At 58.0% G+C, this 13,239-nt stretch carries 11 protein-coding genes and 2 pseudogenes; 5 read left to right on the top strand and 8 right to left on the bottom strand.

The window, feature by feature from the left end:
* Positions 1-97: 97 nt before the first annotated feature.
* Positions 98-712 (bottom strand): CGNR zinc finger domain-containing protein, encoded by a 615-nt coding sequence (locus ABIE40_RS28505; RefSeq protein WP_199628550.1) that lies wholly within the window; start codon positions 710-712, stop codon positions 98-100.
* A gap of 90 nt (positions 713-802) precedes the next feature.
* Here ABIE40_RS28505 and ABIE40_RS28500 point away from each other — a divergent pair, with 90 nt between their 5' ends.
* Positions 803-1,747 (top strand): DMT family transporter, encoded by a 945-nt coding sequence (locus ABIE40_RS28500; protein WP_199628551.1) that lies wholly within the window; start codon positions 803-805, stop codon positions 1,745-1,747.
* 79 nt (positions 1,748-1,826) lie between these two features.
* Here the strand turns inward: ABIE40_RS28500 and ABIE40_RS28495 are convergent, their stop codons facing one another.
* Together ABIE40_RS28495 and ABIE40_RS28490 are read right to left on the bottom strand one after the other, a co-directional pair.
* Complete coding sequence (locus tag ABIE40_RS28495; protein WP_199628552.1) at positions 1,827-2,546, bottom strand: DUF4336 domain-containing protein; 720 nt, start codon at positions 2,544-2,546, stop codon at positions 1,827-1,829.
* 70 nt (positions 2,547-2,616) lie between these two features.
* The gene (locus ABIE40_RS28490; RefSeq protein ID WP_199628553.1) at positions 2,617-3,603 is read right to left on the bottom strand and encodes an SDR family oxidoreductase; all 987 of its coding nucleotides are present in this window, start codon (positions 3,601-3,603) and stop codon (positions 2,617-2,619) included.
* On the opposite strand from ABIE40_RS28490, the gene ABIE40_RS28485 reads away from it, so the two are divergent.
* Positions 3,572-3,790 carry a hypothetical protein gene (locus tag ABIE40_RS28485; RefSeq protein WP_354541211.1) on the top strand — a complete coding sequence of 73 codons (219 nt, stop codon included), beginning with the start codon at positions 3,572-3,574 and terminating at the stop codon, positions 3,788-3,790. The two genes, ABIE40_RS28490 and ABIE40_RS28485, sit on opposite strands and share 32 nt — an antisense overlap.
* On the opposite strand, the gene ABIE40_RS28480 is transcribed toward ABIE40_RS28485, so the two are convergent.
* A complete protein-coding gene (locus ABIE40_RS28480) occupies positions 3,768-4,943 on the bottom strand; it encodes a zinc-dependent alcohol dehydrogenase (protein ID WP_199628555.1) in 1,176 nt (391 codons plus the stop codon). The genes ABIE40_RS28485 and ABIE40_RS28480 overlap by 23 nt on opposite strands.
* Before the next feature lie 26 nt (positions 4,944-4,969).
* A complete protein-coding gene (locus tag ABIE40_RS28475) occupies positions 4,970-5,329 on the bottom strand; it encodes an SPW repeat domain-containing protein (protein ID WP_199628556.1) in 360 nt (119 codons plus the stop codon).
* Between the two features lie 256 nt (positions 5,330-5,585).
* On the opposite strand from ABIE40_RS28475, the gene ABIE40_RS28470 reads away from it, so the two are divergent.
* The 3 genes from ABIE40_RS28470 to ligD all read left to right on the top strand — a co-directional run bounded on the left by ABIE40_RS28470 (position 5,586) and on the right by ligD (position 9,532).
* Positions 5,586-6,164, top strand: coding sequence for an alpha-ketoglutarate-dependent dioxygenase AlkB (locus ABIE40_RS28470; RefSeq protein ID WP_199628557.1), 579 nt, complete (start codon positions 5,586-5,588; stop codon positions 6,162-6,164).
* A gap of 155 nt (positions 6,165-6,319) precedes the next feature.
* Positions 6,320-6,715, top strand: a complete 396-nt coding sequence (locus tag ABIE40_RS28465; RefSeq protein ID WP_199628558.1) for a GFA family protein — start codon at positions 6,320-6,322, stop codon at positions 6,713-6,715.
* Positions 6,716-6,850: 135 nt separating this feature from the next.
* Positions 6,851-9,532, top strand: a complete 2,682-nt coding sequence (gene ligD / locus ABIE40_RS28460) for a DNA ligase D (RefSeq protein ID WP_199628559.1) — start codon at positions 6,851-6,853, stop codon at positions 9,530-9,532.
* 62 nt (positions 9,533-9,594) lie between these two features.
* Here ligD and ku (ABIE40_RS28455) read toward each other — a convergent pair.
* The 3 genes and pseudogenes from ku (ABIE40_RS28455) to ABIE40_RS28445 all read right to left on the bottom strand — a co-directional run bounded on the left by ku (ABIE40_RS28455) (position 9,595) and on the right by ABIE40_RS28445 (position 13,232).
* Positions 9,595-10,421, bottom strand: a pseudogene (gene ku / locus ABIE40_RS28455) (non-homologous end joining protein Ku).
* 3 nt (positions 10,422-10,424) lie between these two features.
* A pseudogene (gene ku, locus ABIE40_RS28450) lies at positions 10,425-11,311 on the bottom strand (non-homologous end joining protein Ku).
* 268 nt (positions 11,312-11,579) lie between these two features.
* Positions 11,580-13,232, bottom strand: a complete 1,653-nt coding sequence (locus tag ABIE40_RS28445; protein WP_354541210.1) for a PAS domain-containing hybrid sensor histidine kinase/response regulator — start codon at positions 13,230-13,232, stop codon at positions 11,580-11,582.
* Positions 13,233-13,239: the final 7 nt, after the last annotated feature.

The raw sequence follows: 13,239 nt of genomic DNA, 5'->3' as shown, positions 1-13,239 counted from the left end.
GGTGCGATCTTTAAATACCAATACAACCGAGCGCATTAGGCCGGCTTTAACTCTCCGCGACGTTGATCACGGAGACGTCCTCAAACCAGTTCGCTCGCTAGACACGCTCCGCCCTGAACTTTCTCACTCTGGCGGCCGACCCGCAGGTTTTGTCCGAACACCATCGACGGTGGCCACCGCGAGAAAGATCCAGGAACAGCCAGCCGCAGTTTCGCCCCTGGCAAACCCGGACGGGACGACGCTGATGCCGGGACGTGAGGAGTTCTGCTGCCACCAACGCGATCCGGCCTGCGATGTCGGCCACGGCCGCCGACGGTCCATAGGTCCAGATAACGCCATCTCTCCCGTTCCGCAGTCTCCGTCGTGCAGCCGCATCGGCAAACGCGTCGCTGAGAAAGTCGAGATCGCTCTCGCGAGGACTACTATCCCGTTCCTCTGCGCTGAAGATCCGATGTAGGGTTTCTCTCAAGGCTTTAGCATTCTCAAGCTCGACTTCAGCCGCTGCTGGGCTCGCCTTTGTTTGCTGAAGCAGAAAGCCGTGTTCCCGCTGATCGATCAGATCGACCCTGAGCGCCCAATCCGCTAGGTCGCGAAAGGAGGTCAGATAGTCCGGCCCCCACCTGTCCCCGCGGCTGTCGACAGTGTTGACAAAGTCCAGGGCTACGTGGCCGCCCAGCAAGTTGATGTCGTCGATCGTCTTCTCGGTCTCCATGGTTCCCAATATCGTATCGGGGAACGTTTTGGGCAAGAGCGAGTTGTAACGGCATAACGTGATATTACCCGTTACTCGATCGGATACGACATGCTCTACGCTCCAAACAGAAATCAGCTGCGTTTCCTGATGCTGTGCATCATTTGGGGAAGCACGTGGATTGGCACGAAGGCGGGTATCGAAATTGTCCCGCCTTTGATGTTCGCAGGGACCCGCTTTACGGCAGCGGGCGCCTTGCTCCTGCTTTATGCGTTGGCAAAAGGAGAGACAGCGCGTTTCCAGATCAAGGACGCGTTCCGCCTTGGGGCTGTCAGCATCCTGATGATAACTCTTTGCTACGGTCCGCTGTTTTGGGGCATGCAATATATCGAAACCGGCACCGCCGCCGTCCTGGAGATGTCGCTGACACCGATCGCTCTCCTTTGCTTCGCCTTGTTGCTGCGTGAAGAGACGCTCGATATGCGCCGTATCCTCGCAATAGCATTCGGGGTCGCAGGCTTGGTGGTGTTGTTCTGGCCCGCGACACCCTCAGGTGTGGCACCTCAGCCCGAAGCTTTTCGAGGTGCAAGCCTGGCCGGTGGTCTGGCTGTTGCGTCAGCCGCCTTTACCTATGGATACGGATCGGTTTTGGCTCGGCCCCTGCTTCGCGCATATCCAGCACTGCTGCTGGCAGGGGTGACCACCTTCATAGGAGGTCTCGGTCTGTTCGTCATCGCGCTGATCTTCGAGCCCGGCGCGCTTTCGGCGCTCTCACGGAATTGGGGACCGATCGCCTGGATGAGCTGGTTTTTCCTGGTTATCTTCGGTTCGCTGATTGGATATACAACCTACATGCGGCTTCTGCGAGATGTCGGCGCGTCAAGAGCGGGCAGCTACGCCTTCGTATCGCCTGTAATCGCTGTGGCGCTGGGAGCAGCGTTCTTTGACGAAAAAGTGACTCTACTAGACGTCGTCGGCATAATCGTCATGCTGAGTGGCGCCTACCTTGCAATGGCGGATGCCCCAAAGTCAGAAAAAGTAGTTTGTGAGACTTGAGTCGCTGTGGCGACGGCAAGCGCCCCCGCCTCCTGCTCAGTGACATCGTGGCGATAGGGCCACAACTGGTTCCTGCCGCTTAGATCAACCAGTCAAGCGATTTGCGGAGGCGCGTGGGAGCATCGCGATCGAAATATCGACCATGACTGAAAATCACCCGTTTCGGTTCAAGTGCCACGAGTTGCCGAGCTGCTGCCTTTGCCGGCTCGCCCTTCAGGCGCACGACCGCCCTCAAGTAAATCGGCGCGCGGTCGCGAGCACCGATAACCTTCGAAAACAGGCGCATTAAGGAAGACTGATGATGATCATCAAGATTCTGGATGAGATCCGTCACGACGAGGCTCTGGCTTTTCCGGTGGAAAAAACAGACCTCACAAAAACCACCGATCCCCGGCACCTCGATCTGATCGATGTCCGGCGCAAAATGCGCCAGGGATTTGGCTCCGAGGTCGCCATGCCACGCAATGCGAGCTTTTTTGACCTGGCGGCGCTGCCTCAAGCCGGGCGCTGCCCAAGTCAGCGCGTCGGGGACGCGAGTTTTCCAGTCCTTGACAAAACTCCAGTGTGCACTGTTCGGCGCCACAATATGCCGGATGGGTCCAAGGCTCTCGATCTTTTCCCGCAGACCGGGATCGTAGCGGGTCGGCGAATGGAGCACGATACCACCGTCTTCCAACTGCATGACCGTCATGCGAACGGGCAAGGGTATGCCTCCGGCAGCATGGAGCGGTCCGCTGTCGACGATCCAGATGCCGTCATCGATGGGCTTCAGGATGTCGAGAGGCGCGTAGGTCGTCATGCATTCGCCTTGAGTAAGCAGCCGTTTAGGCGATCTGGGGGTTAATTTGATCGTGCGGGACTACCCGTATCTATCGCCATCGGTCACGACGGCGTTTGCGACTGTATGCGTTAGCCAGAGTGAAGAGACCGAGAGCTACGGCTGCGGTGGCAGCCACCGCGCCTAGTGCCAGTCGCTGTTTGCCAGAACGCAACCCGCCATCGATCCCGCCAGGCCGCAACGAAGGAGCGTAGAGATTTCCGTCGGTGACAGGCATTGTCTCGGCTTGCTTGAAGTAGGTCGTCATGAACCAGTTCATGAACCGCGCGCTCAAGCTCGGAGCGAAGAAATGTCCGAAGCGTATCAGGTCGGCGGTTGCGCCGACTGTGGTTGTCGCTCTTGGATGCCGGGACACCCTGATAACAGCGTCGGCGACCTTACGCGCATCGTAAACCGGCGGTGGGGCCGAGAGCTGACGGCCGGTATAGTTAGCCCCATGGCTGATCCCCGGCGTATCGATGAACGCGGGGTAGATATCGCAGATATGAATGTTCGGGTGCTCCGCAAGCTCTCCCCTCAGCGCTTCGGAAAATCCTTTCAGCCCGAATTTGCTGGCGCTGTAGGCAGTGGCATAGGGTGCCGCTGCAAATCCGCCGAGCGAAATCATATTGATGAATATCCCGCGATCCTGCTTTAGGAAGATCGGCAGCACGGCGTGGGCGTCGTTCATATGTCCGATGAGATTGGCGCGGATCACCTGCTCATGCGCTTCGATCGGCGTATCCTGGAATTTACCGACAGCACCGACGCCGACATTGCTGACCCAGACGTCGATCGCCCCGAAGCTCAACGCCGCCTCGGCGAGTGCCTTGACCTGATCGGCGTTAATAACATCAGTTGGTACGACGAGGACATCGGCGCCCAACCCGCGGCACGTCTTTGCAACAGCTTGAAGTGCTGCCGCATTACGAGCGGCAATCACGAGCCTGGCGCCGGTCCGCGCGAAGGCTTCAGCGGTGGCTTGCCCGATCCCGCTGGACGCTCCGGTGATCACCACCACTTCTGCCCGGTTCTTCATTATGACCTCCGATTTCGTCGTCAAAGAATTCGATCTTCAGGCCGTGGTCGCCGAGGCGGTCCTGCATGATCGCGGCAATGACATCGAGGAAAGCCTCGATGCCATACTTGGCTTCGAAGCGGCGACATGCTTCCTTGAGGGCTTTGGCATCAGCGTCCATCATTTTACGCCGTCAGGACCACCTTGATGCAGTTGTCCTTCTTGTCACGGAAGGTCTCATAGAGTGCAGGCCCATCTTCGAGCTTTGCACGATGCGTAATGATGAAACTTGGATCGATTTCCCCTTCCTCGATGCGGCGAAGCAGATCGAGCGAGTAACGGTTGACGTGGGTCTGGCCGGTTCGGATCGTCAGGCCTTTGTTCATCGCCGCGCCAAACGGGATTTTGTCGAGGAAGCCGCCATAGACGCCGGGGACGGAAACGATCCCACCAGGGCGGCAGGCCATGATCGCCGTGCGCAAAGCGTGGGGTCTGTCCGTACCAAGCAGGGTTGCTGCCTTAACCTTGTCGACGATGGCGTCGAAAGACGCTGTTGCATGGGACTCCGCGCCGACGGCATCAATGCATTTGTCGGCGCCGTGGCCACCAGTCATGTCCTTGAGAATGTCCAGGATATTGTCATCGACTTCGTCGAAGTTGATGACCTCGGCTCCTGCGGCCTGAGCTAACGCCAGACGCTCCGGCACGTTGTCGATAGCAATCACACGAGCTGCACCCTGCATCAGCGCGCTCTTGATACAAAACTGTCCGACCGGACCGCAGCCCCAGATGGCGACGATGTCTGTCGGTTCGATCTCGCAATTGGCTGCCGCCATCCATCCAGTCGGGAAAATGTCGCCGAGGAACAGCGCCTGCTCGTCAGTTAGGCCGTTGGGGATCACGATCGGCGAAACGTCGGCATAGGGAACGCGCACATATTCTGCCTGTCCGCCGGCATAAGCACCGGTCAGGTGCGAATATCCGAAGAGCCCGGCGGTCGGGTAACCAAACGCTTTCGTTGCATTATCAGCATTGCGATTGGTCCGCTCGCAGACCGACAAATTGCCCTTGAGGCATTGCTGGCATTCACCGCAGCAGATGGTGAACGGCACCACAACGCGGTCGCCAACCTTGAGTTTCTTGTTGTCTCGACCGACCTCGACAACCTCGCCCATAAACTCGTGGCCGAGCACATCGCCCTTTTCCATGAATGGGATGTAACCGTCCATGAGGTGCAGATCAGAACCACAAATCGCACAAGCGGTCATCTTGATGATAACGTCACGCCCGTCTTCGATCTTTGGATCCGGAACGCTGTCGCACCGGATGTCACCTTTGCCATGCCAGCATAATGCCTTCATTGAATCTCTCCTGATGTATCAGTAGTTCAGTTTGTCGTCGCGGTGCCTTCCGCGCGGATTTGGGTGGTCATCGTCAAGACGAGAGCTAGGACGCCAATAACGTAGACCGGCCAGCGGCTATCGACAGGAAAGTTAAACAGCCAGGGTGAGATCAGCATTGCCGCGCCGAACAGGCCATCCAGCAGCAGGTGAAAACGGATTCTCAAAAAGCGCACGGCCCCCAACTCATAGTCGGTGGCAAGGCTGTAAAGGATGACAATGACACCCAGCACGACGAGGACGGTGCAAGGCGTGTCTTGTAGACCAAGGAAAAACGGAAGACCGATAACTAAAAGGCCGACGATATAATCGGCGAAGCCATGAAGCATAGTCGGTATAAAGCGCATACCTTTCTCCCCCAGCTGATTTTTGATTTTTATAAACCACGACAATGGGCGATAGTTCCATCAGCAGGAAGGCCCACAAAATGCCTAACCATCTCCGACTTAGAGACGCCATTGAACCTTTACTGCACCTCTGATTCCGGATGCCCTAAAAGGGGTCCTCCGGAACAACCCTGACCGCCGTCGCGCTCTGGCGTTATTGGTCGAGAATGGTAAAACGCCCAGCGGTCCTTGAGGACAGCCAGCTCGGGGAACGGACGTGACGAAACAGCATGATCTCTTCGGTCCGATCGAGCCGCCTTTTCCGAGCGGATTTCGCTACGAGCCGAATGTCGTCCCCGACGAGCTGCAGCAGGCCCTTCAGAGTAAGTTGGTAGAGCTGCCGTTCAAGGCTTTTGATTTTCACGGCTTCGAAGGCAAGCGCAGGACCGTCTCCTATGGCTGGAAATATGACTTCGATACCGAAACTGTCCGAAAGAGCGAGGATATTCCGCCCTTTCTCACGCCCGTCCGCGCCCTTGCCGCCAGCGTCGCCGGAATCGATCCCAACTTATTGGAACAGGCCCTTGTGAGCGAATATGGTCCGGGCGCTCCGATCGGCTGGCACAAGGACAAGTTCGTCTTCGGCCGCGTGGTCGGAATATCGCTGCTTTCGCCATGCACATTCAGGCTGAGGCGCCGCCAGGGCGAAAAGTGGCAGCGGTATTCCATCACCCTTGAGCCTGGATCGGCTTATGTAATGGCTGAGGAGGCGAGGACTTTCTGGGAACATTCTATCCCGCCGGTCGAGCAGCTTCGATACTCGATCACCTTCCGAGAATTACGTTCCAGAATTTGAAGGCTCGATGGTCCCCGACCGCAGGCGCCATCGCCTAACCTGACAAGTCCGCTTCACGTTTCGGGACCCAGAAAGGATGTGGACTTCGAGGCGAAAGCGGTTTGGTGTTAGACCGAATGTCCCCTCGCAAGATCACCAAGAGAGGGAGAATTCGAGTGAAAAGAAAAGCATCGTGTTCATGTGGTGCGCTTTCGATTGAGGCGGATGGCCCGCCGATAAAAGTTTCGGTCTGCCATTGCATGGCGTGTCAGCGACGCACAGGATCAAGCTTTGGGGTCGCGGTGTTCTTCGAATCCGAAGCAACCAAAGAAGCAGGTGCGTCGTCATCCTATAAGAGACTGGGCGACAGCGGGAAATCGCTTGAATTTCATTTTTGTCCTGTTTGTGGAGCGACGGTTTTTTGGAAGCCGGAATTCAGGCCAGGATTGACTGCCATCGCTCTAGGTTGTTTCGATGACAAGCGGGATCTGGAGCCGTCCCAAGCAGTCTACGAAGACCAACGCCATTCTTGGGTGCTACTGAATTTCACAGGCGCTGGCTACAGAGACTAGGGGCACCGCCCTGCAATACTGTTGAGGAAGCTTTGCCTCAACTGGTGTGTATCACTTAGTGCTCACACGCATTCAGCGGTGGGAACAAACTCTGCGGCGCCGGCATTTGCATCCAAAGTAACGGTGAGAATGCCGATGTCCGATAATCTCTCGAAATACCGCGAAAAACGCGACTTCAAGAAAACCGCCGAACCCAGCGGCGAGGTCGGGGTGAAGTCATCGAACCGCCGTCGCTTTGTGATCCAGAAGCACGACGCGACCCGGCTCCATTACGACCTCCGGATCGAGATGGACGGGGTGTTCAAATCATGGGCGGTTACAAAGGGACCGTCACTCGACCCGCAAGACAAGAGGCTCGCGGTCGAGGTCGAGGATCACCCGCTCGATTATGGCGATTTCGAAGGCACTATTCCCAAGGGTCAGTATGGCGGCGGGACCGTCATGCTGTGGGACCGGGGATACTGGGAACCGGAGGGAAACAAAACGCCCGAGCAAGCCCTTGCCAAGGGAGATTTCAAGTTCACGCTTGAAGGCGAGCGCATGCACGGCAGTTTCGTGCTTGTCCGGATGCGCGGACGCGAGGGCGAGAAGCGCACCAACTGGCTCCTGATCAAGCACCATGACGACTATGCAGTCGAGGAGAACGGCTCAGCCATCCTGGAAGAGAACGATACCTCTGTTGCATCTGGTCGCACGATGGAGGCGATCGCGTCGGGGAAGGGCCGCAAGCCGAAACCGTTCATGACGCAAGGCTCTGTCGTCGAAGCCGATGCTGTCTGGGATAGCAACGAGGGGCTCGCCGCCGACGATCGGAAGACCGGGACGAAGACGAAGGCAAAGCCGACCAAGAAAACCGCCGCTGCTGCCAAGTCGTCGAACACCGCCATGCCGGAATTCGTGCCGCCACAGCTTTGCGAAACGCTGTCTCGTCCACCTTCGGCCGCAGGCTGGATCCACGAGATCAAGTTCGACGGCTACCGGATCCAGATGCGGGTGGTGGATGGCGAGGTGACTTTGAAAACCCGCAAGGGTCTGGACTGGACTGCGAAATGGCCGGCCATCTCCAGGGCCGCATCGTCACTTCCTGATTGCATCATCGATGGTGAGATCTGCGCCCTCGATGACCATGGCGCCCCGGACTTCGCCGCTCTCCAGGCCGCACTGTCGGAAGGAAAGACGGATGATCTTGTCTTCTTCGCTTTCGATCTCCTCTTCGACGGTAAGGAAGATCTCCGCGAGGTGCCGCTCGTCGATCGTAAGGACCGGCTAGCGGCGATGCTCTCCGATGCGGGCGACGATCCCCGGCTGCGCTTCGTCGAGCATTTCGAGACCGGCGGCGACGCCGTGTTGAAGTCGGCATGCCGACTATCACTGGAAGGCATCGTGTCGAAAAAGGGCGATGCACCATACCAATCCGGCAGGAGTGACACCTGGGCGAAATCCAAATGCCGGGCCGGGCACGAGGTGGTGATCGGCGCCTATGCCACGACCAACGGTGCCTTTCGGTCGTTGCTGGTCGGTGTCTATCGCGGAGACCATTTTGTTTATGTCGGCCGCGTGGGCACAGGCTATGGCGCAAAGGTCGTCGACCAGATCCTGCCGAAGCTTCAAGCGTTGGAAGCGTCGAAGTCGCCGTTTACCGGGATAGGCGCCCCGAAAAAAGCCCCCGAGATCGTATGGCTGAAGCCGGAACTGGTGGCTGAGATCGAATTCGCCGGTTGGACAAGCGACGGGCAAGTGCGCCAGGCTGCGTTCAAAGGCCTGCGAGAAGACAAGCCCGCAAAAGAAGTCGAGGCCGAGAAACCGGCCGAACCTGCAGAAGTGGACACGCCGGACCCGGAAACCGCTCCCAAGCCGGCCCCTACACCGACGAAATCTTCCCGTCTTCGCAAGGGTGCAAAGGTCGATGTCATGGGCGTCCTGGTCTCCAGTCCGGACAAGGAGCTGTGGCCTGACGCGCTTGATGGCGCGCCGGTAACAAAAGTGGACCTCGCTCACTATTACGAGGCGGTTGGGCCTTGGCTCATCGATCATATCAAGGGCCGGCCATGCTCGATCATCCGCACGCCGGACGGTATTGGCGGGGAGCAGTTCTTCCAAAGGCATGCGATGCAGGGGACCTCAAACCTGATCGAACAGGTGAAAGTCTCAGGCGACAAGCAGCCATACCTCCAGATCGACCGCGTCGAGGGTCTGGCCGCTATCGCGCAGATCGGTGGCGCCGAGTTGCATCCCTGGAACTGCGAACCCTATCAGCCCGAAGTCCCCGGTCGTCTCGTCTTCGATCTGGACCCAGGCCCGGATGTCGACTTCGCGACGGTGGTAGAAGGTGCACGAGAAATCAGGGATCGGCTTGAAGAGCTGGGCCTGGTCAGCTTTTGCAAGACGACCGGTGGCAAAGGGCTCCACGTTGTAACGCCGCTCGCTGTACCAAAGGGGAAGAAGCTGAGCTGGGACGAAGGCAAGGCTTTCGCGCACGACGTGTGTCTGCAGATGGCGCGCGACAATCCCGAACTATACCTGATCAAGATGTCCAAGGCGCAGCGTGAGGGCCGGATTTTCCTGGATTATTTGAGAAACGACCGCACTTCGACGGCGGTGGCTCCCCTGTCGCCTCGTGCCCGGCCGGGAGCAACCGTCTCGATGCCCTTGAACTGGGCTCAAGTAAAAAAAGGTCTTGATCCGAAGCGGTTCACAATTCGCACGGTGCCTGGACTTCTGAAAGATAATACGGCGTGGCAGGACTATTGCGATGGTCAAAGGCCGTTGGAGCAGGCGATCAAGCGGCTGGCCAAAGTTATGAAGCGGGCTGCATGACCACACATTGCCGCTTCAGGAAGGCTTAGGTGGCGTCGTCGTCGCTCAGGCTAGCGCAGCGATCATCCTGCTTTGCGGGATTTGAGTTCTTTGGCAACTGACTTTTTCAGAGCATCCATGATATTAACGACGTTGCTCTTTTCCTCGTCGTCACCCTTTGTGGATTTCGAAGCCTTCGCCTTGCTCGGCTTCTTTGCCTTCTTCTTATCGGCGATGAGCTTCAGCAAGCTTTCTTGAATAGGATCGGACACCATGACCGGTGACCAGTCCTTCGTGCGCTTTTTGATAACCGCCTCGATGGCCGACACGCCCTTTGCATCCGACTTTTTCTCTATGCCGGCGAAATACTCGCTTTCAGGCCGGACTTCATCGCCGAAGCGCAGCGTCCACACGACGATACCTTCACCGCGTGGTTCGAGCACAACCGCCCGCTCGCGCCGACCCAAGACGACGCGGGATACGCCAACGACGTCCTCCGCCTCCATAGCCTGTCGGATAACCGCGAAAGCCTCGTCGCCGATCTTGTCGTTCGCCGTCAGATAAAACGGCGTTTCCAGGTAAACCCATTCGATGCTTCCGCGCGGAATGAATTTCTCGATATCGATCGTGCGGACCGTCTCCAGCTCGACGGCCTCCAGGTCCTGTCCTCGTCTGTCAGGAGCACGTAGTCGTTCTCACCACGCTCGTAGCCCTTGGCCTCTTGCTCGTCCTTCACGGGTTTTCCGGTGACGCTGTCGACATAGTGCGAGACGACACGATTGCCCGTGTCCTTATTGAGCGTGTGGAAGCGAACTTTTTCCGATTCAGAGGTCGCCGGGGTCATGACCACAGGGCAAGTGACGAGCGAAAGCTTGAGGTAACCTCTCCAATAGGGACGACGCGGTGCCATCGATCAGCTCGCTTTCTTTTGAGCGGGTTTTGCCCGGCTCTTGGTGGACTTTGAAGCTGGCGCCTTCTTGCCCGCATTGGCATTGGCGGCCTTCGGTTTTTTCACCGACGGCTTATTGATGCCGGCACTCTCCCGCAGCGCCTTGAGGAGATCGTTGGGTTTTGAGACCTTGACGGGCTTCGGCTTCGGAAGGGCCTTGCCCTCGGCCTTTGCTTTGACCAGAGCGGCTAGTGCGTCTTCATAACGGTCATCGAATTTGGCCGGGTCGAAGTCGCCCTTTTTGGTGCCGATGATGTGCTTGGCCAGATCGAGCATTTCGGCTTCGACCTTGATCTTCGCCACATCCTTGAACGCCTCATCGGAGGACCGGACTTCGTAGTCGAAGTTGAGGGTGGTGGCGATGATGCCCTTGCCGTGAGCCCTGATCAGAACGGTTCGCATCCGGCGGAAGAGGACGTGCGCGCAATTGCTGTGGCACTGGTCTTGACCAAGGCATCCCGAATGCAGGTGAAAGCGTCGTGATCCGCATCATCGACCGGCACGAGGTAGTAGGGCTTGTCGAAATAGACGTCGTCGATCTTTCCGCATGGGATGAAGGCTTCGGCCTCCAGCATCTTGTCGGAATCGGGCACGACCGCCGCGACTTCTTCCGGGTCGATCATGATGTAGTCGCCGTTGCCGGTCTCGAAGCCCTTCACCTGTTGATCGCGCTCCACGACCTCCTCGGTTTCGCTATCGATGTATTCGCGCTTCAGCCGGTTTCCGGTCGCCTCGTTGATCATGTGAAAGCTGAGCCGCTCGGATGTCGACGCGGCGGTATAAAGCCCGACGGCACAACTGAGTTCACCGATCTTCAAGTGACCCTTCCACTGGGCTCGATGCGCTGCCATCTGTGTCCCTCCAAACCGTTGCGCTGTAAACGGAAGCATCGGCGGCATTGTTCCGGCGAACGCCTTCGGCCTTTGAGAGTTCTAGCCCAGATCCGCGACAGGGCCGATCAACGATCGGACCAGAGGCGAAAACATCGGTTCGGGAGAATTTGCGCTCTTCGGCGACGGCATCAGAGCGCGCTGAGGAAAGGACGTCGTCCAACACAACAACCGTCATAAGCAGCTTCTGGAATCCCCGCGGGGTCCACAACAGTAACCGGCTCGCAATTCATTTGGGTCGGTGGTCGAGAGCCATACGTACCTTGCGCGCCAAATCTCCAAGCGCTGCCGGCTTCTGCACAAAGATTATACCCTCATCAAGCACGCCGTTGTGAATGACCGCATTGCGGCTATACCCGGTTGTGAACACTACCGGCAGCTCCGGCCGCTTGCGCCAGATTTCGTCTGCCAGTTTCCGGCCATTCATCGGCGCCATTACAATATCGGTGAACAGGAGCTTCACGTCCGGACGCTTGTCGATGACCTTAAGCGCCGTGACCGGACTATCGACCGCCACGACCGAATATCCGAGTTCCTCCAGCATCCGAGTGTGCACTTCGCGGACACTGACATCATCCTCCACCAGGAGAATCAGTTCGCTCGACGAGCCGCGTGGCACGCTTTCGTCTTTCTGCTGCTGCGCGGCCTCGCCCGCCCCATAATCTCGCGGCAGGTAAATCTTCATCGTCGTCCCGACACCGACCTCGGAATAGATTTTCATGTGCCCATTGGACTGCTTCGCGAAGCCAAAGACCTGGCTGAGGCCAAGTCCTGTTCCCTTGCCGACCGGCTTGGTCGTAAAGAACGGGTCGATTGCCTTTTTGATGATGTCTGGCGGCATACCGCAGCCTGTGTCGGTCACGGCGATCATCACATACTGGCCGGGCCGGATATCGTGCTCTGCCGCATAGGTTTCGTCGATGTGCGCGTTTGCCGTCTCGACCGTCAGCTTCCCGCCGTCCGGCATGGCGTCCCGTGCATTGACCGCTAGATTGAGAACCGCGTTTTCGAGCTGGTTCGGATCGGCTTTGGTTCGCCAAAGGCCGGCCGCCAGCACCGTTTCTTTCTGAATGGGCTCGCCGAGTGTCGAAGCCAGAATTTCGGCCATATTCGCCACCAGTTTGTTGGCATCGACGGCCTGTGGCGACAAAGGTTGCTGTCGCGAGAAGGCGAGCAACCTCTGGGTCAGGGTGGCGGCACGGTTCGCTCCGTCCAGAGCCGCGTCGAGGAGTTTCGGGAGGTCATCGAATGCGCCGCGCGCGATCCGGCGTTGCGCCATGTTGAGACCGCCGATCACCACAGCAAGCATATTGTTAAAATCGTGCGCTAGGCCGCCGGTGAGATGGCCAAGCGCCTCGATCTTCTGCGCCTGGTGTAAAGCGCTCTCCGCGGCGGTCTTTTCCTGCACGGCGGTGGCGATACGCTCTTCCAGTGTTGCATTGAGATCTTTCAGCGCCGCGGCCGAACGCTCTGACGCGGCGCGCGCCTCAAGGAGTTCTTTCTCATAACGGCGCCGGTCGGTGGCATTGAAGATGGTAATCCGGATGAAATTGACCGCTCCGTCCTCGGCCAGTCTCGCAACCGCATTGACGAGGACCGGCAGACGGGCGCCATCCGCCTTCACCATATCGAGAGCAACTTCGTTGAAGGCACCCTGCATCGTCAGCAGCGGCGCAAAATGCGTTTCGAAAAAGATTTTCCCGGGCATGGTCAGGAACTCGATGAATTTGCGGCCGACGATCTTTTCGGCAGACATGCCAAGCCAGGAGGACAACGTCCTGTTGGCAAGGATGATGCGTCCGTCCGATGCCGCCGAGATGTAGCCGCATGGCGCATTCTCGAAAAGATCCAGCAGGTCGTCTACATTTTGAGGAATGTCCAAGTTTGAG

Origin of the sequence: Rhizobium sp. OAE497 (genome assembly GCF_040546565.1) — a bacterium.
GTDB lineage: Bacteria > Pseudomonadota > Alphaproteobacteria > Rhizobiales > Rhizobiaceae > Rhizobium.
This window is presented reverse-complemented; position numbering and strand designations above follow the sequence as displayed.